Consider the following 25,767-nt stretch of genomic DNA (forward strand, 5'->3'; position numbering starts at 1 on the left):
CGCACTGGTCAGACCTGCCCGCGTCGGCTAGAAAGCCCCTGCCGGGGCGGACGCGGTTCATCCGCCCCGAAATTTTCTGTTATCGCCGGTCGCCCCGCACATCTCCTGGTCAGGAGAACACAGCGGACCGGCAGGTGAGGTGGGCATGGCAGCACCGGAGGAACCCGGCGTCGCGACGGTGGTGGCCGCGCGCGACGGCGACCAGCGCGCGTTGGACGACCTGGTGAGCGGATACCTGCCACTGGTCTACAACATCGTCGGGCACGCGCTGGGCGGGCACCCGGACACCGACGACGTGGTCCAGGAGACCATGCTCAGGGCGGTGCACGGGCTGCCCGGCCTGCGCGATCCCGCCGGGTTCCGGTCGTGGCTCGTCGTGATCGCGATGAACCAGATCCGCCTGCGGCACCGCGAGCACCTGCGCGTGCCGATCACCGGTCCGGTGCCGGAGGACGTCGCCGATCCCGGTGCGGACTTCGTCGACCTCACGATCATGCGCCTGCAGCTGTCCGGGCAGCGCCGCGAGGTCGTCACGGCCACCCGCTGGCTGAGCGAGGACGAGCGCGAGCTGCTGTCCCTGTGGTGGCTCGAGGCGGCCGGACGGCTGACCCGCGCGGAGGTCGCGAACGCGCTGGAGCTGACCACTCAGCACACCGCCGTGCGCGTGCAGCGGGTCAAGGCCCAGCTCGACGCCGCACGGATCGTCGTGCGGACGCTGGAGCGGACGCCGCGCTGTCCTGAACTGGCGTACATCGTGGCGGAGTGGGACGGCGTGCCCAGCCCGTTGTGGCGCAAGCGCATCGCCCGGCACAGCCGCGACTGCGTCCGGTGCGAGCGCTGCGGGCGCGACCTGGCGTCCGTCGAGGGGCTGCTCGCGCGGCTGCCACTGGTGCCGCTGCCCGCCGCGTTCACGTTCGAGCCGTCCACGCTGGCCGGGTCCCAGGTGTCCGTGTCGCCGGTCGGCGCTGACCCCGTGACGAGCGGCAAGCTCGGTCTGCTGTTCAAGGGGACGATGGCGAAGGTCGTGTCGGCCGCCGCGGCGACGGTGCTGGTCACCGGCGTCGTGGTCGCCGTCCTGCCGTCGGGCGGGGAGCCGTCCGCCGGCCCGATCGCGGTCACCTCCTCGGAGAGCACGACGACGACCACCCCGCCTCCCACCACCACCTCGTCGTCGTCCGCTCCCTCGTCCGCGCCTCCCACGACCACCACGGTCGCCAAGCCGGTGCCGCCCGCCGTCCCCGTCACGGCGTCGGTGAAGAAGGGCGTCAGCACCTGGAACTTCGACGGCGTGGGCAAGGCGCTCACCGACGTCCGCGCGGGCTGGTACTACAACTGGGCGGCGCAGACGGACGGCATCGCGACGCCGCCGAACGTCGAGTTCGTGCCGATGATCTGGGGCACGAAGTTCACCGACGACGCGACGCTCGCCCGTGCGAAGGCGAACGGCAAGGTGCTGCTCGGGTTCAACGAGCCGGACTTCCCCGACCAGGCGAACATGACGCCCGAGCAGGCGCTCGACCTGTGGCCGAAGCTGCAGGCGACCGGGCTGCGGCTCGGCAGCCCCGCCGTCGCGCACAGCGGCGACAAGGCGGGCGGCTGGCTCGACAGGTTCATGACCGGTGCGGCGCAACGCGGTCTGCGCGTCGACTTCATCGCGGTGCACTGGTACGGCTCGGACTTCAGCGAGGCGGCCGTCGGCCACCTGAAGAACTACCTCTCCGCGGTGCACGCCAAGTACGGCAAACCGATCTGGCTCACCGAGTACGCGCTGATCGACTTCTCCGGCGGCACGGCCCGCTTCCCGACGCAGGACCAGCTCGCGGCGTTCGCCCGCGGCTCCAGCGCCATGATGCAGGGCCTCCCGTACGTCGAGCGCTACGCGTGGTTCGCCCTGCCCGCCGACAAGCCCGGCACCGGTCTCTACGCGCCCGGCGGCACCCCGAACCAGGCGGGAGCGGCATACCGCGACGCGGGCTGACACGGCGTGACCGAGAATCACGGCGTGGAGAAACTGCTGGTGTCCGGCAGCGCCGGGAACGCGATCACCGAACTCGTGGTCCCGGCGCTGCTGCTGCGCACACCCAACGCACCGTGGTCCCAGCTCGTCCACATCTACGTGCCCCAGGGCCCCACCGTCGCGTTCAGCGGCCGCGACCTCCGCTCGCCCGGCATCACCGAGGCCACCTCGCTGGCTCGCGCTGCGGGGTTCGAGCCGGTGGTCAGGTCGCCGGGCGGGCGGATGGTCGCCTACGACGGCGGCGCCGTCGTGATCGACCACCTCGACAGCACCACGGACATCCGCCACGCGGGCAGCGCGACCTTCGCCGCGAACGCCGAGAGCCACGTGCGGGTGCTGCGCGAACTCGGTGGCGTCGACGCCCGCATCGGCGAGGTGGAGGGCGAGTACTGCCCCGGCGAGTACAGCATCAACGTCGGCGGGGACACGAAGGTCGTGGGCTCGGCCCAGCGCGTCACCTCCACCGGTTCCCTGTTCAGCACGGTCGTCCAGGTCGTCGTCCCGGACCGGGTGCGCGCGGTGATCATTGACGTGTCGAAGGCACTCGGCTACGACCTGAGAGAGAGCTCCATCGCCGGTCTGGCCGACTACTCCCCCGCGCTGACCGCCGCCGATGTCGCCGCGGCGTTCGTCGCGGACTACCGCCGGCGGCTGGACCTGACCGACGGGTCGTTGCCGGCCTGGGCGGTCGCGCACGCGTCGACCGCGACGGGCGGTTCGCCGTTCCACGTCGACGACTGGACGCGTGCGCACCCCGTCGTGGAGAAGTTGTGAAAGTTCCGGCAAATGATCACATCGCCGCCCGTTTGCCGGTGTACTCCCGGAGGTGACGGTGGAACAGCTCAAAGTGACCGTGGTCGTGCCGACCTACGACGAGCGGGAGAACCTGCCCGTGCTCGTCGGCCTGCTCGCGGGCCTCGACCTGCCGGGCCTGCACGTCCTCGTGGTCGACGACGACTCACCCGACGGCACGGGCGCGGTGGCGGACGACCTCGCGGCCAACGGCCCGTTGCCGCTCTCCGTCCTGCACCGCAGGGAGAAGAACGGCCTCGGCCGCGCCTACGTGGCCGGAATCCTGCGCGCCCTCGACGAGGGCGCCGACGTGGTCGTCCAGATGGACGCCGACCTCTCCCACCCGGCCGGCACCATCCCCGCCATGGTCGAGGTGCTGCGCACCACCGACGCGGCGGTCGTCCTCGGTTCCCGTTACGTGCCGGGCGGTTCGGTGGCCGACGAGTGGAAGTGGCACCGCAAGGCGCTCTCCGCGTGGGCGAACTTCTACGTCAACGCGATCCTGCGGCTGCGCGTCAAGGACGCGACCGCGGGTTTCAAGGCCTGGCGCGCCGCCACCCTCCGGCGGATCGACGTCGCCTCGGTGCGCAGCAACGGGTACGCGTTCCAGGTCGAGATGAACCACCGCGTGGTGCGGCGCGGGATGCGGATCGCCGAGGTCCCGATCCGGTTCGACGAACGTGCCGAGGGCGCGTCGAAGATGAGTTTCGCGGTGCAGCTGGAGTCCGCGATCATGCCGTGGAAACTCCTGTTCAAGAGGAGCTGACCAGTTCGGTTTTCCGTGCCTTTACGTCGGGTATGTACGATTCCGTGACCGACGTGACTCCCCTCCCCGCGGACCTGCTCGTCGAGGGCTACACCGCCGAGTTCCCGGACGCCGACGAACCCGTTCTCCGCGACGCCGACGGCAACGAAGTGCTGACCTGGCAGGAGAACTACCCCTTCACCGAACGGATGCCGCGGCCCGAGTACGAACGGCTCAAGCGGTTGATGCAGATCGAGCTGCTGAAGCTGCAGCACTGGGTCGCGGACACCGGGCAGCGCGTCGTGATCCTCTTCGAGGGCCGCGACGCCGCGGGCAAGGGCGGCACCATCAAGCGGTTCACCGAGAACCTCGACCCCCGCGGCGCGCGCACGGTCGCGCTCGACAAGCCGACCGAGCGCGAACGGGGCGAGTGGTACTTCCAGCGCTACGTCCGCGAGCTCCCGACCGCGGGCGAGATCGTGCTGTTCGACCGGTCCTGGTACAACCGCGCCGTCGTCGAGCACGTCATGGGGTACTGCACCCAGGACGAGTACGACCTGTTCATGAAGCAGGCGCCGGAGTTCGAGCGGATGCTCGTCGAGGACGGCGTCCTGCTGGTGAAGCTGTGGTTCTCCGTGTCGCGCAACGAACAGCGCACCCGGTTCGTCATCCGGCAGATCGACCCGGTGCGCCAGTGGAAGCTCAGTCCCAACGACATCAAGTCGCTCGACCGCTGGGACGACTACACCGAGGCCAAGGTCGCGATGCTGCGCTCCACGGACACCGAGATCGCGCCGTGGACCGTGGTCAAGAGCAACGACAAGAAGCGCGCCCGGATCGAGGCCATGCGCAGCGTCTTAGCCCGCTTCGACTACGACGACAAGGATCCTGACGTGGTCGGCATCCCGGACGTGCGGGTCGTCGGCCCCGCGGCCACGCTGCTGGAGGACGGCGAGGACGACACCGCGCTCAGCCCCACGCCCATCGCGCCCAGCACGGAACTCGGACCGGGCCTGCACCCCTGAACCGTGGGGACAGCCCCACCACGACGACTCCGGCCCACCCCCGTGATCATCACGAGGATCACCGGTTGACTGGTCCGCATGACTTCCCCGCTGTCGAGGCGCACCGCCCTGCGCGGTGCCGCCCTCGCCGCCACCGCGACCGTCGTCGCCACCCCCGCCGCTGCCGAAGCCGAGCCACGGGGGACGCACTCCTTCACGGTGCGCGACAACAGGGGCAGGCAACGGCTGCTCGCGGACACCCGCCGCCCGCCGATCCTCATCGGCGGCGGGGTGATCCCCGCAGAGCAGCGGCAGGGACCGGAGCACGGCACCTACCTGATCTTCAACGACGAGAACGGCTCCGAACGCGGAGGTGTCGTCGCGGGTGCGTCGGAGGCCAGCTTCTCGCTCGACTACGTCAACGCGCAGGCGCTCACGCTGGCCACCCGGTGGCAGGGCCGGCAGGGTGCGACGGCGTTGTTCTTCAAGCAGATGCCGGATCCCGGCCTGCCCGTCGAGCAGACACCGCCGACCCCGACCAGGGTCGAGCTGGTCTGGTCGACGGCGGACGGCGCGGTGCTCGCGCTCAACGACTCGAAGGGCAGGCCGCGGATCGTGATCTCCGTGGACGCGCAGGACGTTCCGAGCATTCGCGTGCTCGACGAGCAGGGCGCCGTGATCTCCGACCTCGCTCAGCCGAGCGGGAAGTCGAAGTACGTGTCCGGGTAGGGCTCGTCGGCCAATGTGTAGTGCCACCACTCGTTGTCGTAGCGCCGGAACCCGCACGCCTCCATGATCGAACACAGGTGCCGGCGATTCGCCGCCTCGGCCTCGCCGACGCCGACGGCACCGTGGTGCGAGATCGGGTCCATCAGGTCGTGGCCACCGCCATCGGCACGAGTTCACCGGTGTCCAGGTGGTGGAGCGTGAGATCGACGGTGCTGCCCCGGCTGTGGCCTGATCTCGCGGCCACGTAACCGAGTTCGAACATCTCGGCCCTGGTGATGTTCGGGTGGTGGCGCGCCTTCGACCGGCCGTCCTCCGGTTGCTCCGCCCAGCGCACGAAGCAGTCGACGGCGCGTTGCGGGCGGTAGCCGTCCCACAGCAGCAGGCCGAAGCCGAGTGATTCCGCCTTCTCGTGCGCCATCACCAAGGCAGAACACAGGGCCGTGGTGCCGGCGACGCGGTTGACCAGGTAACCGTCGACGGGTTTGCCGGTGAAGTTGTCCCACGTGGCGTACTTGGCGTCCCAGCGGATGCCCGGGGCGTGTTCGTCCACGAAGACGAAGTCGGCGTTCACCGGCGTTTTCCCTTCAGCGCCAGGGAGACCAGACGGTCGATCACGTCGCCGAGCGGCAGTCCGGCGGCGGCCATCATCCTCGGGTAGCGGCTGTACGAGGTCAGGCCGGGCATGGTGTTGACCTCGTTGAGGACGACCGTCCCGTCCGGCGTCAGGAACATGTCCACCCGCGCGAGTCCAGAGCAGCCCAGCGCGCGGTAGACGATCTCGGCCGTCTCGCGGACGCGTGCTCGCGACTCCTCCGGGATGTCGGCGGGCACGACGAAGGCCGAGTTCTCCGAACCGGTCTCCGGCGCGGCCTCCTGGTGGATCCGGAAGAACCCGTGGGTCAGGGCGACCCTGTCCAGTTCACCGACGACCAGGTCCTCGCCGTCGCCGAGGACCGCGCAGCCGATCTCGCTGCCGATCACCGCCTCCTCTACCAGCACCTTCGAGTCGTAGTGCCGCGCGACCTCGACGGCGTCGGGCAGCTCGTGTTCCGCGGACACCTTGGTCACGCCGAACGACGAACCCGACCTGGCCGGCTTCACGAAGACCGGGTACGTCGGCGAGACGGGGCTGCCGGTCCAGAAGTTCGGCGTCGCCACCCCGGCGCCGCGCGCGACGAGGTACGTGAGCGCCTTGTCCATGCACAGCGCGGAACTCTGGACGTCACAACCGACGTACGGGATGCCGGACAGCTCCAGCAGCCCCTGCACCGCGCCGTCCTCGCCGAGCCTGCCGTGCAGCACGGGGAACGCGACGTCCAGTTCGATCGTCTCGAACCGCCCGTCGCCCAGGACGAGCAGTCCGTCCGGCGAGAGCACGACCGGGCGGCCGTCCTCCGCGTCCGGACCCGCGCACAGCCTCCAGTCGCCGCCGCGCGTGATCTTGATCCAGTGCGGGTCGTACCTCGTGGTGTCAAGGCTCCGCGCGACCTCCCGCGCGGACTTCACCGAGACGGGGTGCTCCTCGAACGACCCGCCGAAAAGAATCCCGATGCTAATCATGCGTTCCCCCGTTTTCGAAGCTCAGGCAGTTGATCAGAGTGTTTTCCACGACGTCGCTCAGGGCGTGGTCGGTGTAATAGGCGGTGTGCGGGCTGACGATCACGTTCGGCATCTTCTGCAGCCGGGGCACCGGTTCGCCATCGAGATTCCTCGCTCGGCAGTCGGCGTAGAAGATTCCTTCTTCGCCTTCGAGCACGTCCAGTGCGGCGCCGCCAAGCTTTCCGCTTTCCAGCGCCTCGACGAGCGCTTTGGTGTCGATGAGCGGACCGCGTCCGGTGTTGACGACGATCGCGCCGTCTTTCATCAGCCCGATGCGGTCGCGGTCGAGGAGGTGGTGCGTTCCCGCGTTCAACGGCGTGTGCAGCGTGACGACGTCGCTCACCCGCAGCAGGTCGTCCAGCGGCACGTGGTCGGCGGAGTTGCGCGGACGGCTGTCGAAAGCCAGCACCCCGCAACCGAAGCCGCGCAGCCGGTCCATCACCGCCACACCGATGCGCCCGGTCCCGATCACGCCGATCGTCAGGTCCCGCAACTCCCGGCCGCGTACGTCACCGAGCCGGTAGTCGTGCAGGTCAGCGCGCCGGAGGACGGACTTCGCGTCGCGCAGGACCATCAGCGTCAACATGACGGTGTAGTCGGCGACGGCGTCCGGCGAGTAGGCGACGTTCCCGACCGTGATGCCCAGGCCCTCGGCGTGCTGGGCGTCGATGTGGTCGAAGCCGACGCTCCGGGTGGAGACGTACCGCACGCCGGCGCGACGCAGCGCCAGCAGCGCGGAATTCGTGACGGGGGTTTTGTGACCGACGCTGACGCACTGGTTTCCGGACGCCAGATCGGCGTTGGCCTCGGACACCGGCGCCTCGGTGATGGTCGGCGTCACTCCGCAGAGGGGTGCCATCATCCGGAACAGGACGGCTTCGTCCTGTTCGCACCCGTAGATCGTGATGCCTGTTGCCATGCCCCCGAGTCAAGGGAACACGGTGTTGCCGTTCCGTATCCGATTGCCGATACGCGAACGATATGGCCGTTATTCGGCGACGGTCACCAAGAGACCGACGGCGGCGGGCAGTTCCACGCGCAATTGCGCGACGGTGTCGGCATTGCCCGAGAGGTGGTGCAGCAAAGCCCTCTGGAAGATGCCGTCGAGCGTCAGGTAGATCATGGACGCCGAGGCGGCGGGGGTGCCGCCGACCAGTTCGGCGTAGCGGCTGACCACCCGCCACACCATGGCCTCGCGGTGGCTGTCGATCTCCAGCACGGCGGCGCGGAACGACTCGTCGAACAGGCTCTGGTTGCGCAGGTCGTACCAGAGGCGGTGCAGGATCGCGTCCTTCTCGAGGGTGTCGAAGAACATCGCCACGAACTCGTCGCGCAGCTGGCCCGCGGACTTCGCACGCGCCACGACCTCGTCGTAGCGCGTCACGCAGACCACCTCGTACTGGCGGACCGCCTCGGTGATCAGGTCGCGCTTGTCCGCGAAGTAGTAGTGCAGCACGCCGTGGGAGAACTCGGAGTTCTGCGCGATCTCCCGCAGGCTCGTCCGGGCGTACCCCAGTTCGGCCAGGGTGTGCAGCGTCGCCACGGCGAGTTCGGTCCGCCGGGCGTCGAACTTGTCGACCTGCCGGCGCGAGATCCGGGTCTGCTTGCGCTGAGCGACTTCTGTCACGCCCCGGAGCCTACCGCTCACTGCGACAAACCTTGACCATTCGTCCAAAAAATCTTGGACAGTTGTCAAAGAAAAACTTGACGACTGTCAAGGAATAACTAGTGTGTGAGCCAACTCACCGAGGAGGCGACTCAATGACGAGTTATCAGCTGAGCGGACGAAAAGCGCTGGTCACCGGCGGTGCACGAGGGCTGGGCGCCGGCATGGCGGCGGCTCTGGCGCAGGCCGGGGCGTCGGTTCTGATCGGAGACGTCCTGGAGGACGAGGGCAAGCAGACCGCTCAGGCGTTGCGCGACTCAGGCGCCACGGCGGAGTTCGTGCCGTTGGACGTCACCGACGACGCGAGCTGGGCCTCCGCGGTGAGCACGGCCACCGACGCGCTCGGCGGCCTCGACATCCTCGTGAACAACGCGGGCATCGAGATCACCAGCCTGATCACCGAGCTCGACCCCGCCGACGTTCGCAAGATGCTCGACGTGAACGTGCTGGGCACCGCGCTCGGCCTGAAGCACGGCCTGCGCGCGATGCGTCCCGGCGGCGCGGCGGGCAACGGCGGCTCGATCATCAGCATCGCGTCCGTCGCGGCGACCATCGCCTTCCCCGGCATCAGCGTCTACTCGGCGACCAAGTCCGCCATCGACCGGCTGACCAGGGTCGCGGCCGCGGAGTCGGGCAAGCTCGGCTACGGCGTGCGCGTGAACTGCATCTACCCCGGCCTCACGCCCACCGCGATGGGCAACCAGCTGGCCGTCGACTGCGCCCAGCTCGGCCTCTTCCCCTCGGTCGAGGCCGCCGTCGGCGCGGTCGTGGAGCTCACGCCGCTCGGCCGGCTCGGGCAGGTCGACGACATGGCCGACGCGGTCGTGTTCCTCGCGTCCGACGCCTCGAAGTTCATCACCGGTGCGGGTCTTCCCGTCGACGGCGGAATGGGGATTTGACTTTCTCTCCGTTCTGAAGAACGGAGAGTCCCGTTCGGCTTGCGCCGAACACCGATCACGCGGTGTGCCTCACGGCATGGGTTTCCTGTTTCACAGCCGACCGCGTAAGGGAGGTCCCTTGCCGTCTCACATCAACTCCGCAGGCATCGCCCTGGCTGTCGGCCAGGGCTACGGCTCGACCAGCCGCAAGGATGTTCTTCGCCGCGTTGATGTCCCGATCATGTCGGGAGCGGCATACCGGGCACGTCCAGCACCTGGTGGACAACGCCAGTTCCGCCAGCAGATGGCCGCAGGCAGAACAGGTTTTGCTGCTGGGGTACCAGCGATCTACGACCACCAGCACGCGCCCGGCGCGCTGCGCCTTGTACTCCAGCATCGCGCGGAACTCACCCCACCCGGCATCACTGATCGCGCGGGCCAGACGGCGGTTGCGAACCATGTTCGCCACCGCCAGGTCCTCGATCACGATGACGTCCGCGGCCCGAACGAGGCGGGTGCTGGTGCGGTGCAGGAAGTCCTGGCGGGTGTGCCGAATCTTGCGATGCGCAGCGGCGACCTTGCTCTTGGCCTTCAGACGATTGCGCGAGCCGCGCTCGGTGCGCGCCATGCGCCTTTGGTACCGGGCCAGGTTGCGGGCCTTGCGGTCCAGGTGTCGGGGATTGCGGATCCGCTCACCGTCCGAGGTCACCGCGAAGTCCTTCAACCCGAGATCCACACCTACCGCACGGCCAGTTGCGGGCAGCGTCGCAGGAGCGGCGGTGTCCACGGCGAAAGTCACATACCAGCGGCCGTCCGGCTCCCTGGCCACGATCACCATGGTGGGATCCACAGTGGACAGTTCTACCTCGCGGAACGACCACATGAAGTGCAATTGGCCGCAAGTCTTGGCCAGGTGGAGCGAGCCGCCACGCATCCGGAATGCCGACCGGGTGTAGTGCGCGGTCTGCCGGCCAGAGCGGGACTTGAAGCGGGGACACTTCGCACGTCCGGCGAAGAAGCCCTGGTACGCCGCGTGCTGGTGACGCAACACCTGCTGCATCGGCACGCTCGACACCAGGGCCAGAAAACCCAGTTCGTCAGTGTGTTTCCAGCTGGTGAGCGCCGCATCGGTTTCTCGGTACGAAGTGGACTTCCCCTCGGCGTGGTAGCGGTGCTGCCGCTCAGCCAGAGTCTTGTTCCACACCAGGCGCACACACCCGAACGTGCGGTTCAGGACCGCGATCTGGCCGGGGTCCGGGTAAGCCCGGCACCGGTACGCCGTCCGCACGACATCAAGCCTACCGAAAGGGTTCTGTCATGAGTGCACCCCCTGGTCATCGTCTGCTGCCACGCTCCGCGCCAAGGATGTCCGGCTTCACCAGAACACTCCTGCAGGAGCCCGGACATTTCACCGGCCTGAAGGCCGAGGCTTCCACCGAAGGACGAGGTGATCGACGTGCCTACTGACAAGCCCGTAGTCGTCTACGGGGCCTCCGGCTACACCGGACGCCTGATCTGCGAGTACCTCCGCGAGTACGGAATCCCGTTCCTCGCCGTCGGCCGCGACGGCAAGAGGGTCAAGGAAGCCGTCGACGCGGTGCCCGGCATCGACACGGTGTCCTACGACGTCGCCGAGGTCGAGCACACGGAGGAGGCGCTGACCGAGGCGTTCACCGGCGCCAAGGTCGTGCTCAACACCGTCGGCCCGTTCTCGCGCTACGGCCACGAGGCCGCGCGGGCGAGCCTGAACGTCGGCGCGCACTACACCGACACCAACGGCGAGCAGGACTGGATGATCGACGCCGAAGCGCAGTACGGCGCCGAGTTCGCGAAGCAGGGCCTGCTGATCTCCCCCGGCATCGCGCAGATGTACACCGTCGGCGAGATCGCCGCGCAGATCTGCCTGGAGCAGCCCGGACTGGACACACTGGACATCGGGGTGTTCTGGAAGGGTTATCCCACAGTCGCCTCCACCAACACCATCCTGACGAACGCCGCGTTCTCGAAGGCGTACTACCTGGAGCAGAACGAGTACGTGGAGTGGCCCGCCGACGCGGGTCTCTACGAACTCGTCGTGCCCGGCCAGCACGAGCTCGGCCTCGCGCTGCCGTGGGGCGGGACCGCGCATCCGGTGTGGTTCAAGAAGGACCCGCGCGTCGCGTCGGTGCGGGCGCTCGGCGGCGTGTTCAACCGGCCGTTGATGCTCGGTGTACCGCAGATCGTCGCGGCGGCGCTGCAGGAGATGGAGAGCAAGTCGGACGAGGAGAAGTACCAGATCGTCGACGCGTTCTCGGCCCAGGTGCGCAGCGAGATGCCGCCGCGCGAGAACCCGCGGATCAACATCTCGCTCGACTCCGTGCACGCGTCGGGTCCGCTGGGCCGCGCGAGCTGCGTGATCCACGGCAACTGCAATTACAAGCAGACGGCGCTGCTGAACGTGCACGCCGCCGTGCACCTGTTGCAGGACGCCCCTCGCCGGGTCGGGTTCGCCTCCGGCTGCCAGGCGTTCGGGCACCGGGAACTGCTGGGCGCGCTGCGGTCGTTCGGCCTGGTGCTCGACCCGATCGTCGAAGTGCACCGCTGATGCGTCTCAGCGACTACCTCGACAAGGGCGCGTCGCTCGGCGGCGACGCGCCCTGTCTGACCATCGGTGGCGTCTCCCAGAGCTACGCCGAGGTCCAGCGGCGCTCCCGCGAGATCGCGGGGGCGTTGCAGGGCAGCGGGATCGGGCCGGGAGACCGGGTCGCGGTGCTGTCCGGCAACGATCCGCTCGCGCTCACCTGCGTGTTCGGCATCTCGCGCGCCGGAGCGGTGTGGTGCCCGGTCAACCCCCGCAACGAGGCGGCGGAGAACCGCGAGCTGCTCGACCTGTTCGGGTGCCGTGGCCTGTTCTTCCAGGCGAAGTTCGCGCCGCTCGTCGAACGCATCTGCGGCGACCTGCCCGCCCTGACCACGCTGGTGTGCCTGGACGGCGAGGTGGAGGGCGCCGTCACGTTCACCGACTGGCTCTCGCGGCACGAGCGCGAGCCGGAACCGGTGAACGTGTCCGACGAGGACCTCTGCGTGCTGGCGGGCACCGGCGGCACGACCGGGCGGCCCAAGGGCGTGCGGCTCACCGGGCACAACCTGGAGACCGCGACCGCGCTGACCCTGATGGGCTACCCGTTCCGGCCCCGGCCCCGGTACCTGGCGCTCGCCCCGCTCACGCACACGGCGGGCGTGCTCACGTTCCCGATCATGTCGCTGGGAGGCGAGACGGTGATCATGCCGGCGCCGGACCTCGGCGAGTTCCTGCGGCTGGTCGAGCACCACGGGATCACGCACGCCTTCCTGCCGCCGACCGTGATCTACGGCCTGCTCGACCACCCCGCCCTCGACTCGACGGACCTGAGCTCGCTGCAGTGCCTGTTCTACGGCGCCGCGCCGATGTCCCCGGTGCGGCTGACCGAGGCGTTGCAGCGGATCGGGCCGGTGATGGGCCAGCTGTTCGGGCAGACCGAGGCACCGAACATGATCGCCACGCTCTCCCCCGCCGACCACTTCCTGCCCGACGGCTCGATCGCGGTCGGCCGGCTCTCCTCGGCGGGCAGGCCGACGCCGCTGACCCAGGTCGCGATCATGGCCGAGGACGGCGCTCTGCTGCCCGCGGGCGAACGCGGCGAGATCGTCGTGCGCGGGCCGTTGGTGATGGCCGGGTACCACGAGAACCCGGCGGCGACGGCCGAGGTCAGCGCGCACGGCTGGCACCACACCGGTGACATCGGGTACCTCGACGCCGACAACTACCTGTTCATCGTCGACCGCGCCAAGGACATGATCATCACGGGCGGGTTCAACGTGTACTCGGCCGAGGTCGAACAGGCGTTGCAGGCGCACCCGGCGGTCCAGGACAGCGCCGTCGTCGGGCTGCCCGACCCGAAGTGGGGCGAGCGGGTGACCGCCGTGGTGCAGCTGCGCGCCGCCGGGCACACCGACCCGGCCTCGCTGATCGCGTTCGTCAAGGAGAGGCTGGGTGGTGTGAAGGCGCCCAAGCAGGTGGAGATCTGGCCGGACCTGCCGCGCTCCAAGGTGGGCAAGGTCCTCAAGGCCGAGATCAGGCAACAGCTCACCGCCGGGAGCTGACGCGGGCCTCCAGGTCGGCGAGGTGCTCCTCGAACGTGCGCGGAGCCTCCGTGAACGGGCCCTGGGGGACCAGGGCCCCGCCGGTCATCGCCTTGCCGACCTTCCCGGGCAGCTTCACGGGGATGAGGAGCTTGCGGTCCCCGCGGGCTTTCGCGATCCGCTTCGCCATCTCCTCCATGCGCCACTGCGCCGGCCCGGCGATCGGCAGCACGAACCCCCCGGCGGGCCCGCTCACCAGTTCCACGAGCCTCGCCGCCACGTCGGCGGTGGCCACCGGGCGGCTCAGCATCTTCGGCACCACCACGAACGGTCCGCGCGCCTGGTCGATCAGCGGTTCGGGGAACTCGTGGAACTGGGTGGCGCGCAACACCGTCCACGGCAGCGGACCACCGCTGACCAGCTCTTCCTGCCTGCGCTTGCCCTTGTAGTAGCCCGTGTCGACCAGGTCGACGCCCACGATGGACAGCGCGACGAGGTGACCGGCCCCGGCCCGCACACCCGCGTCCAGCAGGTTCCGCGTCACCGTGCCGAAGAACTCGACGGCCGCCTTCTCTCCCAGGACCATCTTGTTGCTGACGTCGATGATCGCGTCGCAGCCCTTCAGCCGCTCCACGAGACCCTCACCGGTGGTCAGGTCCACACCGGACGATCGCGACAAGACCACCGCGTCCTGTCCCGTCCGTTCCAGCTCACGCACCACATGCCTGCCGACGGCACCCGTTCCCCCAGCCACTGCCACGCGCATTGCCGCTCTCCTCTTCTGACGTCGTCATCAGGTAGACGAAATGGCGCAGCGATCTGTGACAGGTAGCGTGCGGTCCGTGGAACCTGTCGCCCTGCAGTGGGGACGTCCCCGTGAAGAGCGGGCCGACGCCGCGCGCAACCGCGCTCACCTGATCGAGGTCGCGCGCGAGATGGTCGCGGAACTGGGCGCGGACAAGGTCACGATGGACGGTCTCGCCGAACGCGCGGGCCTCGGCAAGGGCACGGTGTTCCGGCGCTTCCGCACCCGTGCGGGCATCTTCCTCGCGTTGCTCGACGAGGAGGAGACCCGGTTCCAGGAGCAGCTGATGAGCGGCCCGCCCCCGTTGGGGCCGGGGGCTCCGGCGGCGGAGCGCCTGATCGCGTTCGGACGGGCGCGGCTCGAGTTCCTGGTGCGGCACACCGTCCTGGCGCGGGCGGCGCTCGACCCCGGCCAGCCGGTTCCCGCCGGCGACAGCCCCTCGCTCTTCCACGTGCAGATGCTGCTGACCGAGGCCTGCCCCGGCGACGCAGCGAGTGGCGCGCTCGCGTTGCAGCTCGTGGCGGCGCTGGAGGGGCCGGTCCTGCTCTACCTGCGGACGCAGGACGACCACGCGCCCGACCGGCAGGCCGTGGTGACCGATCTGATCACCAGCTGGACCGTGGTGGTCGGGCGCGTCTGCCGTTAAGTCCTGGCGCGAACGGTGAAGCGGTCGATCGTCAGCGCGCCCGCGTCCAGCCTCAGCCCGAGCGCCGGTGCCCACCCCGCGACCGCCGCCGGGTCCACGACGGACCCGATCGGCGCGGACCGCAGCAGCGCCCACCGCCCCTCGTGCTCCTGCCAGCTGGTCAGCCGGCCGTTCTCGACCACGACGGCGAGCCGGTCTCCCGGCGCCCAGGCCAGGGTCGCGCAGCAGCCGCCGGTGGCCTCGTCGCCGCGCCGGACGCCGCCCACCGTCACGTCGACACCCGACGCCTTGCCCGCGTTGTTGAACCACGCCAGCGCGAAGTCGCGGTTGCCCGCGGACTGGCCCAGGAACAGGCTGTCCTCCGGCGCCGACCCCGCGAACGACCGGGGTTCGACGACCACCGCGGTCCCGCGCGCGTCACCGGCCACGGGCGCGGCCAGCACCGCACCCGCACGGGCCCCGGCACTCGCGGTCAGCACGCCGTTCGCCACCTTCACCGCGGGCGACGGTTCGCCGAACGGACCGTCCACCCGGTAGCCGCGGTCGCTGTCGAACGTGTCGTCCCACACGACCCTGCCGTAGTCGGCGGGGTCGAACACGGTCTGCGCCGAACTCAGCGCGGTGGTCGCGCCGCTGTCACCGGAAACCGTTGCCAGCAAACGGATCGGCGTCCGGTCGCCCAATGCGAGACCCGGTGCCGTGACGCGCCAGCGGGTGACCAGACTGGTTCCTGGTTCGAGCTGTGCGGCGTAGGCCGACGTGAGCGGCACCGCGCTCCACCCCGGCGGAACGGCGAGTGCGGCCCGGACACCGCGCAACCGTTGCTGTGCCGACAAAGTCGTGGTCGTCTCGACCCCACCGCCCCGGACCGCGAGCTCGTCCGGCAGCACAGCGCGCAGTCCCCGCACCGGCGACCGCCACGACGAGAAGGCCGTGATACCAACAGCTCCACCGTCGGCACGGCGCGGCAGGATGCGCACGCGGGACGTCGTCACAGCCGGTTGCACCAGGACCCGGTTCACCTGACGGGCCACCGGTTGCGCGGGACTTCGTTGCTGGCCAGGCAGGTCACGCCACTGGCCGTCCCAGAACTGCAGGTCGAACGTCGTCGGCACGCGCACTCCTCCGCCGTCGTCGTAGAACGTGACGCGCAGGTCGGAGATCGCCGTCGGTGCGCCGAGGTCGACCTCCAGCCAGTCGGCGGAGTTCGGGCTGCCGTACGACGTCCAGCGCGTGCCGGGCACGTCGAGGTGGAAGTCCTGGCCGTCGATCGCCTTGGTGGGCGGGTCGGCGCTGTAGCTGTGGGACGCGCGGGCCGTGGGGAACCCGGTGCGGCTGACGTTCGCGAAGTCGTCGACCTGCTCCGCCAGGTCCGTGCCGGCACGGGCGGGGATCGTCAGGCTCACGGCCGTGAGACCGGGCTGGGTGTGGGTGAGCCTGCCGTCGAGCCAGACGCGCAGACCGGCGCCCTTGCCGTACCGGCTGCCGTCCCTGTCCCACAGGACGGTGAGGTTGTGGCCGTGGTACGGCACGTTCTCGGCCGCGAAGTGGTTCCAGGAACTGGGGACCAGCGGCGAGATCGACACCTCGTTGCCGAGCCGCGGCCGGATGCCGAGCAGGCCGGACAGCACGTTGTCGTTGAACGTCGAGTGGTTGTAGTCCTCGCTGTGGCCCTTGCCGTCGTAGATCCAGCGGTTCTCGTCGGGGTGGTGCGCCTCCGCGACGTACGGCTGGCCGTTCTTGCGTTGCGTCAACGCATATCCGCGCAGCACCGAGAGGTAGTCGTCGCGGTCGACGTAGGACTGGCTCGGGTAGTCGATCAGCAGGTTCGCCAGAGCGGTCAGGGTCTGGCTGGTGGCGTACGGCCAGCTGGGGCCGTTCCAGCGGCAGCACCCGTTGAGCGCGTCCTTCATGAACCACGGGCTGCGGCGCTCGGCGGTGGTCGGACCGTACGGCGCCGAGAAGCCCTGCGGGTCGGTCAGCTGCGCCCACGCCGCGCTGTTCGCGGCCGGTGGCATGTGGAAGTACCACGGCACGAAGCCGATGCTCTCGCGGTCGGCGAGCTTCGTGCGGCCGGGGTTGTCGTCGCGCATCACGTGCTTGTAGAACTTGCCCGCGTCGTCCCAGAGCCACTTCTCCTGGTTGGCCTTGAGCGCTTCGGCGGCCTGCTCGAACGGACGCGCCGCGGTGGCGTCACCTCTTGCCCGGTACAGCTCCGCGATCGCCTGGGCGTCGCCGTACTGGTAGGCGTTGAGGGTCGGGCGGAAGCCGTCGCCGCCGTGGTACGGATCGGGGCTCTGGTAGGAGCTGGCGGTGTACTCCATCGCGTCCCAGACCGGTGTCTGCCAGTAGAGCCCCATGTCCTGGTTGAACTGCGGCGACCAGCGCTGCCACTGCCGGACCAGCTCGGGCAGCCGGTCGGTCGCGAACCCCGCGCGCCCGTCGACCGCGGCGCGCGCGGCCACGGCGTCGGCGGCCCAGAACGAGTACTGGTGGGCCCAGTCGGTGGTGTTCTCGTTGAGGAAGTCGGTCGCGGGTTTCGGACCGGCGCCCGCGCCGCGCAGCCAGTAGTCGACGTAGTCGTCCAGGTAGCGGTGGTCGCGCAGCCAGCGGCCCTCGTAGACGTGGTGGCCCGCCGCCGCGACGATGCCGCCGTTCGGCGCCGAGTAGCCGACCGGGCCGAGGAACTCGGAGACGATCCAGCCGTCCTTCGGGCCGGAGTACTTGAGCGCCTCGCGGTAGGTCCGCCAGCGGTAGTAGTAGGTGTCGCGGATCTCCCGGTCGGGGAGGTCCACGAACGGGATGTTGGCCTCGTACCAGGCCAGCTCCGGGACGGCGCCCAGCAGCTCGGAGTGGTTGAGGAAGTTCGTCCCCGCGCCCACGGCCGGGTACAGGTCCGGCGCGGCGAGCGCCTCCCGCTCCGTCACCGGGTCCAGGGTCGCCGCGCGCTGGTCTTGTGCCACCGCCGGCCAGGTCGTCGAGATCGCTAACGCCGCCACCACGAGCATCGTCATTGACACGCGCATGGGCTCATTGAAGTGGGAGCGCTCTCAACGCGCAAGACCCAACATAGTCCGACACACCTCCACAGGACATCGAACATCGGCGATCGTCGCCGCCGCACGGGCCGCCGCCTCGGCGAATCCCGGGTCGTCCAGCACGCGCGTCACGGCGTCCCGCAGACCCTCCACAGTGGACGGCCGGACGACGAGCCCGCTCCCCTGCCGCGCCACCCGGCTGGCCATCTCCCACTGGTCTCCCCCACCGGGTACGACCACCACGGGAACGGCAGCGCGCAACGCCTTGACGAGCATCCCGTGCCCGCCACCGCAGACGAGGACCCCGGCCTGGCGCAACAGTTCGTCCTGCTTGCCCGGCCCCGACCGCGCCCACTCCGGCAGGCCTTCGGGCGCGGGCGCGAACGTCGACACCACTGCTCGAACGTCTTTGTCGCGCAACGCCTCCAGCGTCATCTCGGCCATGCCCTCCGCGCCGGTCCACGCCGTCGACGGGGCGATCATGACGAGCGGGGCGTCACCGGGCGGCGGGCTCAGCGTCTCCCGGCTCGCCTCCCACAGCAGCGGCCCGACGACGTGCGCGTCGCGCGGCCAGTCCGGCCGGGGCACCTCCAGCGCGGGCAGCGTGGCGATCAGGCGCGCCGCCGGTCCTGGTTCAGCGCCGGTGAGCCCGATCCGTTGCCGCACAACGGCTCGCTGTCGTGCCCCTTGCCGCAGCGACCGGGCCGTCAACGCCCGTAAGACCGCATCGCGCAGCCTGCCGCGCACACCGGTTCCGGGTTCGAGACCGCTGCCCATCGGCGGCAACCACTTCGACGGTTCGTACAGCGGGTGCGGCGACAGCTGAACCCACGGCACGTCCACCAGTTCGGCGGCCATGCTCGCGCCCAGCGCGAGGACGTCGCACACCACGAGGTCCGGTTTCAGCGCGGTCAACTGCGGGACGAGCGCCAGCGCCAGGTCCGCGGCCTGGTCGTGCAGCGCCAGTCCCAGGTCCGGCGCGTCCTTCAGGTCCGCCAGCGACAATCCCGCGACCCGCGAGGCCGTGATCCCCTCGGACCTGGCCGCGGCGACCCAGCGATCGCCCGTGAGCAGGACCGGCGTGTCACCGGCCTCGGCGAACCTCAGGCACAACGCGATGGCCGGGACCACATGACCGGGATCTCCCCCGGAGACAACGACGACTCGCACGGACCAGATCCTCGCGCACGCCGGGCGCGGGTGCTTCGCTGTACGCCATGGACCAGGCGCGGTGGCAGAGGTACTGGGACCGCAAGTCGGCGACCTACGACCGGGAGATCGGCGCCCTGGACCGGCGCGTCTTCGGCGACTCCCGGCACTGGGCCTGCTCCCGGGCCACCGGCGAGGTGCTCGAAGTCGCCGTCGGCACCGGCCTCAACCTGCCGCACTACCCCGCCACCGCCGTGCTCACAGGCCTCGACCTGAGCGAGCAGATGCTCGCCCTGGCCCGCTCCCGCGCCGCGGACCTGGGCCGCGAGGTGACCTTGCGGCAGGGCACCGCACACGCCCTGCCGTTCGCCGACGCCTCGTTCGACACCGTCGTGTGCACGCTGGGACTCTGCGCGATCCCCGACCACGAGACCGCGATCGCCGAGATGGTCAGAGTGCTGCGGCCGGGCGGACGGCTGGTCCTGCTCGACCACGTGGCCGGCTCGTCCCGTCTCACGCGGGGCGTTCAGTGGCTGCTGGAACGGATCACGGTCCCCATGGCGGGCGAGCACTTCCTGCGCCGCCCGCTGCCCCTGGTCGAAGCCCACGGCCTGACCGTGGAGCAGCGCGAGCGCTTCAAGCTCGGCGTCGTCGAACGGCTCGTGGCCCGCAAGCCGGTCAGCAGCAGTGGTGCCCCCGCCACGCCTCACGACCTTCCTTGACCGCCACCACGGCGATGACCAGGGCCGCCAGCGGGTCCGCCCACCACCAGCCGAACAGGCTGTTCACCACGAGCCCGACCAGCAGCACCGCGGACAGGTAGGTGCACAACAACGTCTGCTTCGAGTCCGCCACCGCGCTCGCCGACCCGAGCTCACGACCGGCCCGGCGCTGGGCGTGGGACAGCCACGGCATGACGAGCAGCGACACCGCGGCGAGCACGATGCCGACCGTCGAGTGCCCGACCCGTTCCCCCTGCACCAACGACGACACGGACTCGACCGACACGTACGCCGCCAACGCGAAGAACGACACGGCGATCACCTTGAGCGCCGTGCGTTCCCGCTTCTCGGGGTCACGCCCGGCGAACTGCCACGCCACGGCCGCCGCCGACGCCACCTCGATCACCGAGTCCAGCCCGAACCCGATCAACGCCGTCGACCCCGCAACCGTGCCGGCCGCGAGCGCGACGACCGCCTCCACGACGTTGTAGGTGATCGTGGCCGCGACGAACATCCGCACCCGCCGCCGCAGCACGAGCTTGCGCTCGTCCACGACGGGGGCGCAGCACGCGTCACTCATCGACGCAGTCCGGTCCGGGCTCGACGGCCAGCACGACGTCGACGAGCTCGCTGATCGCCCGCTTCAGGTGCGGGTCCGCGATCTCGTACCGCACCTGCCGCCCCTGGTAGGCCGCGACGACCAGACCGCAGCCGCGCAGGCACGACAGGTGGTTGGAGACGTTCGACCTGGTCAGCCCCAGTTGCTCGGCGAGCCGCGCGGGATAACCGGGCCCGTCGAGCAGGGCGATCAGGATGCGGCACCGCGTCGGGTCCGCCAGGGCGCGGCCCAGGCGGGCCAGGGCCGCTTCGCGCGTCTCACAGGTCAGCACGAACGAAACTGTACAGCCTCAGCTGAACAGTTCAGCGCACGCGGTCGGTCGCGCAGCCGACGATGAGCATCGCCATGACGGCTGCGAGCGCGTGGTCACCGCTCAGCGCGCAAGCGCAAGCGAGTGTGATCCAGAGCACAAGCCTCATGGATTGAGATTAGGGACCGTACGACGAAGACCGCATCTCATTTGGGGAAGGCTTGATGGTTTCTTAAAATTGGCCTGACCTGCGGAACTGCGATTTCCGCAGGTCAGCGCCAGTCAGTGCAGGTCCGTTCAAGTTCGTTGAAGACCGTACCGGAACGTTCAACGCACGGTTCTTCTCCCCGTTTGCTCCCCGCGCGTGCTCCCAGTCCGGCACCACCGGAGGTCGAGCTAGCGCGCGGCCACGGTTGCCGATCGCGGCGTTGTTTGAACTCGGGCGCTGCCGCCCTCGCCGTTGCTGCAGTCGCCTCATTCGAGCCGTTGTTGTGCTTGCCCCGCTTGCCGTGGTGGCCCCCACTTCTGGTCCTTGCTAACGGCCGTCGCGTCGCCGCCTCATGTCCCGGCTGTGGACCTGCCCGAGGCGAGGGGACGTTCCCTATGCCACGGGAACGTCCCCTCGCCTCGCATGCCTTTCAGCATCTACCTCTTGGTCACCGTCTCTTCAGCGGCTCCACGATGGTGAAACCGAACTTCGACTTGCCCGTTCCGAAGTTCCCGATCGTGAGACGTCCGAGCGACACAACCGAACCGGTCGTGCCGGCAACGGACAGAAGCAGCAGGACTCAACTTGCTGGTCCTGTCGAAGCAAGACCTACGCCCGTCCGGAGCTGAACAGCGCGGGTGACCGGCCGAGCTTCATCGACCGCGCCGGTCCACACCCGCGGCGGGCGACAGCGTTGGTGAGCGCGGTGACGGCGAGGCGGGACTTCATCCAATATTGGCAGCGCACCCGCCATTGCGCGGCTGGCCCCGAACACAGCAACTCAACGAGCTAGGCACCCCGCGTTGCCGGACGGACCAGCCACCACGATCATCGAGACCTCCACTTCATTGGCGTGGCTCAGCGACTCCATCGTGTGTCAGGTGTTCAACCGTCGTCCAGTAGGTTGCGCCGGCCCGAGCACGGCGCCGCTGCGTCCCGGTTATGGCACTCGTGGAGGCCTTGCGGACGGCGATTCCTTCGCGTTCGGTGAGGTGGCGAGCACCATTCCATGTCGGCTGGGTGGACCTGCGGGGCGAGTGACCCGCCAGCCGCACACCTTGTCCTGGCACGTCGGAGAGGTGACTGCTCCTGAACGACGGTGGGCGGCCCCACTCACCTCCCGCAATCGCTCAGACCAACTGCCAGAGCCCTCGGTAACGAACGGTCGTGACCTGAGGAGTCGGCCTTGGACAACCGCTCGGCGAGTTGGAGCAGCATCACCTTCGATTGTTCCGCGTTCAGGCTGAATCGATCGAGTGCGCGAACAACCTGGAGGTAGCCCTCGACCGAGTCCTTGTCCTCCTCGACGAGCGTGGAGTTCTCGAGTTCGACGAAGACGAGCGGCTCGTGCGCGGGGAAAGTCAGCCGCGTGAACGGACCGCTCAATCCAGCATGGGCACCGACCGCCGTCGGCAGGATCCTGATCGTGACGTTCGTACGGACCGTCGTCAGCAACAGGTGATGCACCTGGCCGACATGGGCTTCCTGGCCACCGACCGGGAGGTGCAGCGCCTGTTCGTGGATGTAGAACGTGCACTGCAAGCCCATACAGGAGAGCAACTCCTGCAATTCCCGCCCCGCATTGAGACTTAGATCCGTCTCCTCGTCGGGCATGTTCGGACAAGCGGCGATGGCCGCACGCGTGTAGTCAGCCGACTGCAGGTAGACCGGAAGCCCGTGAGGGTGCCATGTAGTCAGGGTCTTCGCCGCCTCGACGTTCTCGACGAGCGTGCGGAGCCGGACCGGCGGATGTGAGCCGTGCTTCTGCCACCAGCCCTTCACGTGCATGGCCGGGCGCAGGCTCAGCAGGTGGTCACGTTCCTCCACCGGTGTGCGGCACACACCTAGCAGAAGAGCCAACTCGGTCTCGGTGCAGCCGATCTTGCCGTTCAGGAAGTCCGACAGCTTCGCCTCCTGCCAGCCGACCAGTTCCGCAACCCGCCGTGCGGGCATTCCGGAGACCTTGATCGCCGCCCGCACACCTTCACCGAACTCGCGGCCACGAGCCGTGGAACTTCTCTGCGGCATGGGGGAATTCCTTGCTGTAGCTGGGATCTGGAGCGCCACGCACAACCAGTCAACTGCGCCAACGCAGCCCAAACCAGCTCATCAATCGCGCAGCAACCCAGCACGAATCCCGCAACCACCACGTCACACCTGCAGAAACGTTATAGCCGTCAAGGGGCGCCCGATTGGGTGGTTACATGACCCCAAGCTCAGAGGAGCGTCTCAGTGTGGGCTTCAAGTGCGAGGGCGAGGTCTGGATGATCGCCCTTTTCCATACGGCGGAACAGCCTCGCCGCGACGTAGAGCTGGGCGAACCGGCCTGCCTCGGAGTCCAGCACATCGCTGAAAACCGAACGGACTCGCGCGACCATCTCGGGCACGAGGAGGCTGTAGCTGAGCAAGGTCGCGGCATCCGTACCCGCTGGGCCACGACCCCACCATTCCCAGTCGAGAAGGCCGAAGTCCGGCCGCATGAGATTGGCCCAGTGCAAGTCACCATGCACGGTCTCCCACTCACCGACACCAACATCGGTCGATTCTCCGAACCGCTGCCGGATTCTGCCGCTGACCATCTCCGGATCCGCGTTGACGCGCTCCGTCGGGGTAGACGCGATCTCGTCGAGCGTGCGGCGAAGTTCCGTCCACCACTCATCGGGCAGATCGATGGGCTCGCGAAGCACGTCATCCCGCGAGCACGGCGAGCCAGGCAACAGGGTGAGCACCTCGGCGCGCTGCTGCCGATGCTCCTCCCACTCGTAGACATCGAGCACGCGCGGTTTGGCCAACCCACTCAAGACGTTGGCGTCGGAATTGCCGGTCCAGAAGTCGCCGCCGATCCACTGCTTGTTCTCCGACACCACGCGCAGCCAGACCGCTTCCTCACCGCGACCAGCGATCGCGCCGATCGAGCGGTCCATCCAACCGAGCCGAGGCTCACCAACCAGGACCAGGCTGAAGTGCGCAGCAGCTCGGTGAAGGTTCTCGAGCATCCACTGGCGGAACTGGGCGTCGGCGTCACTGCGGTCGGTGGGCACCGCTAGTCCTCGGTGACGTGACGCAGGTAGGCCTCGGGCGTGGTCATGTACCGGCGCCAGTGGTCGACCAGCGCCAGGTCCTCCCACTTCGACCGCTGGAAGCCGTGCTCCCCCACCTCGATGATGTCGGCGTCCGGTGTGGACGCCAGGATCGGCGAGTGCGTCGCGCAGATGATCTGCGCCCCCGACTTGCCCAGCTCGTACATCAGGTGCATCAACCGCAGGCAGGACTGGAACGACAGCGCCGCTTCGGGCTCGTCCATCAGGTAGAAGCCGGGCTCGCGGAACATCGCGGCGAACACGGTGAGGAAGCCCTCGCCGTGGCTCATCTCGCTGGTGTCCTCGTCCCAGTACCCGTTCATGCCGCTCACCGCGTTCATGAACCCGAACGCGGTCTCCGCGCGCAGGAAGTAGCCCTTGCGCTTCGTCCGCGGACCGATCCGATGGCGCGAGCCGAGGGCGGTGGTCTCGTACTGGATCATCTCGCCGAGCTCGGACTTCGGCCTGTCGTTGACGTACTTCCGCCCAGCCCGCCCGCCCTGTGCGTCCAGGCCCCACGCCTCGGCGAAGGCCTCGACAAGGGTGGACTTCCCGGAGCCGTTCTCGCCGACCAGGAAGGTGACCGGGCGCTCGAAGGTCATGCCTTCGTCGGCCAGTTGGGCGACGCACGGCACGTCGAGCGGCCATGTCCGACGTGAGCCACGAGGCAGCGACTCGTCGGGGATGTACGCGCGGCGGGCGAGCATGAGCGGATCTTCCTTCGGTTCAGCTGTAGTCGGGAGCGCAGGCTCCCGTAGGTGTGCAGTTGCCGGCCGGTCGACACGCCGGGCTGCAGCTCGGCCCGCACTGCGGATCACACATGTTCGGCACGCACGGGTTCAGCGGCCGACTGGCGAACTCCGTCGCAAGCGCAGCTGCGGTCTGCGTCATCCTCGATCCCGTCAGAATGTCGGCGAGCGACTCCTCCCGCACGTTGCCCACCGGCAACCACCGGGAAAACACGCACGGCCACACCGAACCGTCCGGTGCGATCGCGACCCTACCGTCACCACACTGACCACACAGTTCACCCAGATCAGGACCACGATCCCAGACACCCCGCCCAACCTGACGCAAGCGATCGACACGCACTTCGCCCTCGACGCCAAGGCCCCTCAACTGGTCGACCGCCTCCCGCACGCGCTGTCCGTCGGCGACGTCGATGACACCCACGCGCACCGGAATCGAGCGGCGGACGGCCTCGACCAAGTTCGACCTCGTCCGCTCGTAACTGTGCCGGCGCCGTGTGATCCGTTCGTGCTGCTCCTTGCCATCGGAGTAGTAGCTGGTGGCCAGCTGAACACCAGGCCGTGAGAAGACCTCCCACAGCTCCGAGCCGACGTGCACCAGGTTGGTGAACACCTCCACCGCCAACCCGCGGTCGAGGGCATGGTGAACGAGCTCCGGTAGCCCTCGATGCAACGTCGGCTCGCCGCCGATGAACTGGACCATCTTCGTGCCGAGGGCGGGGAGCTGGTCAATCGAGTCGCGCCAATCGTCGGTGGTCATCGCTCCGTGCGAACCGGCCGGGCCAGAGTCGGCATAGCAGTGGTCGCACTGAAGCTGGCACTTCCCGGTCACTTCAAGCCACGCGAACGTCACCCGCGTCCGCAGGTCCAGTCGAGCCCCCACTTTGTCCCCTCACGTCTCGAACTCCGCCGTACTACCTGCGTAGTTCTTGGAGGGCGTCCAAGCCAGAGGCCACCAGTGCGGACCGCT

At 69.0% G+C, this 25,767-nt stretch carries 23 protein-coding genes and 1 pseudogene; 10 read left to right on the forward strand and 14 right to left on the reverse strand.

Annotated features, from left to right (window positions below):
* Positions 1-145 precede the first annotated feature (145 nt).
* From IE307_RS06030 to IE307_RS06050, 5 genes are all read left to right on the forward strand, one after another.
* Positions 146-1,978, forward strand: a complete 1,833-nt coding sequence (locus tag IE307_RS06030; protein ID WP_191296545.1) for a sigma-70 family RNA polymerase sigma factor — start codon at positions 146-148, stop codon at positions 1,976-1,978.
* Positions 1,979-2,002: 24 nt separating this feature from the next.
* The gene (locus IE307_RS06035) at positions 2,003-2,791 is read left to right on the forward strand and encodes a lipoyl protein ligase domain-containing protein (protein ID WP_191296546.1); all 789 of its coding nucleotides are present in this window, start codon (positions 2,003-2,005) and stop codon (positions 2,789-2,791) included.
* Between the two features lie 58 nt (positions 2,792-2,849).
* Positions 2,850-3,575, forward strand: a complete 726-nt coding sequence (locus IE307_RS06040) for a polyprenol monophosphomannose synthase (RefSeq protein ID WP_191296547.1) — start codon at positions 2,850-2,852, stop codon at positions 3,573-3,575.
* 53 nt (positions 3,576-3,628) lie between these two features.
* Entirely contained in the window at positions 3,629-4,579 is a 951-nt protein-coding gene (ppk2, locus tag IE307_RS06045; RefSeq protein WP_229904453.1) for a polyphosphate kinase 2, read from the forward strand.
* 78 nt (positions 4,580-4,657) lie between these two features.
* Positions 4,658-5,287 (forward strand): hypothetical protein, encoded by a 630-nt coding sequence (locus IE307_RS06050; RefSeq protein ID WP_191296549.1) that lies wholly within the window; start codon positions 4,658-4,660, stop codon positions 5,285-5,287.
* Here the strand turns inward: IE307_RS06050 and vanX are convergent.
* The 4 genes and pseudogenes from vanX to IE307_RS06070 form a co-directional block, all read right to left on the reverse strand.
* A pseudogene (vanX, locus tag IE307_RS06055) lies at positions 5,251-5,858 on the reverse strand (D-Ala-D-Ala dipeptidase VanX). The gene IE307_RS06050 and the pseudogene vanX overlap by 37 nt on opposite strands.
* On the reverse strand, positions 5,855-6,847 hold the full coding sequence (locus tag IE307_RS06060; protein WP_191296550.1) for a D-alanine--D-alanine ligase family protein: 993 nt from the start codon (positions 6,845-6,847) through the stop codon (positions 5,855-5,857). Before IE307_RS06060 ends, vanX begins: the two are co-directional and overlap by 4 nt.
* Positions 6,840-7,805 carry a D-isomer specific 2-hydroxyacid dehydrogenase family protein gene (locus IE307_RS06065; RefSeq protein ID WP_191296551.1) on the reverse strand — a complete coding sequence of 322 codons (966 nt, stop codon included), beginning with the start codon at positions 7,803-7,805 and terminating at the stop codon, positions 6,840-6,842. The genes IE307_RS06060 and IE307_RS06065 overlap by 8 nt, the downstream gene beginning before the upstream one ends.
* 69 nt (positions 7,806-7,874) lie before the next feature.
* On the reverse strand, positions 7,875-8,513 hold the full coding sequence (locus IE307_RS06070; protein ID WP_191296552.1) for a TetR/AcrR family transcriptional regulator: 639 nt from the start codon (positions 8,511-8,513) through the stop codon (positions 7,875-7,877).
* Between the two features lie 134 nt (positions 8,514-8,647).
* On the opposite strand from IE307_RS06070, the gene IE307_RS06075 reads away from it, so the two are divergent.
* On the forward strand, positions 8,648-9,451 hold the full coding sequence (locus tag IE307_RS06075) for an SDR family NAD(P)-dependent oxidoreductase (RefSeq protein WP_191296553.1): 804 nt from the start codon (positions 8,648-8,650) through the stop codon (positions 9,449-9,451).
* A 55-nt stretch (positions 9,452-9,506) separates the two neighbouring features.
* Here IE307_RS06075 and IE307_RS06080 read toward each other — a convergent pair whose 3' ends face one another.
* Positions 9,507-10,718: an RNA-guided endonuclease InsQ/TnpB family protein gene (locus IE307_RS06080; protein WP_191296554.1), complete on the reverse strand. Its 1,212-nt coding sequence runs from the start codon at positions 10,716-10,718 to the stop codon at positions 9,507-9,509.
* A gap of 168 nt (positions 10,719-10,886) precedes the next feature.
* Between IE307_RS06080 and IE307_RS06085 the strand changes: the two genes are divergently transcribed.
* Positions 10,887-12,014: a DUF5938 domain-containing protein gene (locus IE307_RS06085; protein WP_191296555.1), complete on the forward strand. Its 1,128-nt coding sequence runs from the start codon at positions 10,887-10,889 to the stop codon at positions 12,012-12,014.
* Entirely contained in the window at positions 12,014-13,552 is a 1,539-nt protein-coding gene (locus IE307_RS06090; RefSeq protein WP_191296556.1) for an acyl-CoA synthetase, read from the forward strand. The genes IE307_RS06085 and IE307_RS06090 overlap by 1 nt, the downstream gene beginning before the upstream one ends.
* Here IE307_RS06090 and IE307_RS06095 read toward each other — a convergent pair.
* Positions 13,536-14,297, reverse strand: a complete 762-nt coding sequence (locus IE307_RS06095) for an SDR family oxidoreductase (protein WP_191296557.1) — start codon at positions 14,295-14,297, stop codon at positions 13,536-13,538. The genes IE307_RS06090 and IE307_RS06095 overlap by 17 nt on opposite strands.
* A gap of 76 nt (positions 14,298-14,373) precedes the next feature.
* Here IE307_RS06095 and IE307_RS06100 point away from each other — a divergent pair, with 76 nt between their 5' ends.
* Positions 14,374-14,982, forward strand: a complete 609-nt coding sequence (locus IE307_RS06100; RefSeq protein ID WP_229904454.1) for a TetR/AcrR family transcriptional regulator — start codon at positions 14,374-14,376, stop codon at positions 14,980-14,982.
* On the opposite strand, the gene IE307_RS06105 is transcribed toward IE307_RS06100, so the two are convergent.
* On the reverse strand, positions 14,979-18,008 hold the full coding sequence (locus tag IE307_RS06105; RefSeq protein WP_229904455.1) for an MGH1-like glycoside hydrolase domain-containing protein: 3,030 nt from the start codon (positions 18,006-18,008) through the stop codon (positions 14,979-14,981). The two genes, IE307_RS06100 and IE307_RS06105, sit on opposite strands and share 4 nt — an antisense overlap.
* A 24-nt stretch (positions 18,009-18,032) precedes the next feature.
* Positions 18,033-19,190, reverse strand: a complete 1,158-nt coding sequence (locus tag IE307_RS06110) for a glycosyltransferase (protein WP_191296559.1) — start codon at positions 19,188-19,190, stop codon at positions 18,033-18,035.
* Positions 19,191-19,237: 47 nt separating this feature from the next.
* Here IE307_RS06110 and IE307_RS06115 point away from each other — a divergent pair, with 47 nt between their 5' ends.
* Positions 19,238-19,891, forward strand: a complete 654-nt coding sequence (locus IE307_RS06115; RefSeq protein ID WP_191296560.1) for a class I SAM-dependent methyltransferase — start codon at positions 19,238-19,240, stop codon at positions 19,889-19,891.
* On the opposite strand, the gene IE307_RS06120 is transcribed toward IE307_RS06115, so the two are convergent.
* The 6 genes from IE307_RS06120 to IE307_RS06145 all read right to left on the reverse strand — a co-directional run bounded on the left by IE307_RS06120 (position 19,848) and on the right by IE307_RS06145 (position 25,680).
* Positions 19,848-20,471, reverse strand: a complete 624-nt coding sequence (locus tag IE307_RS06120; protein ID WP_191296561.1) for a cation efflux transmembrane domain-containing protein — start codon at positions 20,469-20,471, stop codon at positions 19,848-19,850. The two genes, IE307_RS06115 and IE307_RS06120, sit on opposite strands and share 44 nt — an antisense overlap.
* Complete coding sequence (cmtR, locus tag IE307_RS06125; RefSeq protein WP_191296562.1) at positions 20,464-20,781, reverse strand: Cd(II)/Pb(II)-sensing metalloregulatory transcriptional regulator CmtR; 318 nt, start codon at positions 20,779-20,781, stop codon at positions 20,464-20,466. The genes IE307_RS06120 and cmtR overlap by 8 nt, the downstream gene beginning before the upstream one ends.
* 1,300 nt (positions 20,782-22,081) lie before the next feature.
* Positions 22,082-22,948, reverse strand: a complete 867-nt coding sequence (locus IE307_RS06130) for a helix-turn-helix domain-containing protein (RefSeq protein ID WP_191296563.1) — start codon at positions 22,946-22,948, stop codon at positions 22,082-22,084.
* Positions 22,949-23,184: 236 nt separating this feature from the next.
* On the reverse strand, positions 23,185-24,009 hold the full coding sequence (locus IE307_RS06135) for an aminoglycoside phosphotransferase (RefSeq protein ID WP_229904456.1): 825 nt from the start codon (positions 24,007-24,009) through the stop codon (positions 23,185-23,187).
* A gap of 2 nt (positions 24,010-24,011) precedes the next feature.
* Entirely contained in the window at positions 24,012-24,755 is a 744-nt protein-coding gene (locus IE307_RS06140) for an AAA family ATPase (RefSeq protein ID WP_191296564.1), read from the reverse strand.
* A gap of 19 nt (positions 24,756-24,774) precedes the next feature.
* Complete coding sequence (locus IE307_RS06145; RefSeq protein ID WP_308436336.1) at positions 24,775-25,680, reverse strand: radical SAM/SPASM domain-containing protein; 906 nt, start codon at positions 25,678-25,680, stop codon at positions 24,775-24,777.
* Positions 25,681-25,767 lie beyond the last annotated feature (87 nt).

Source organism: Lentzea cavernae, from assembly GCF_014653695.1.
Classification (GTDB): domain Bacteria; phylum Actinomycetota; class Actinomycetes; order Mycobacteriales; family Pseudonocardiaceae; genus Lentzea; species Lentzea cavernae.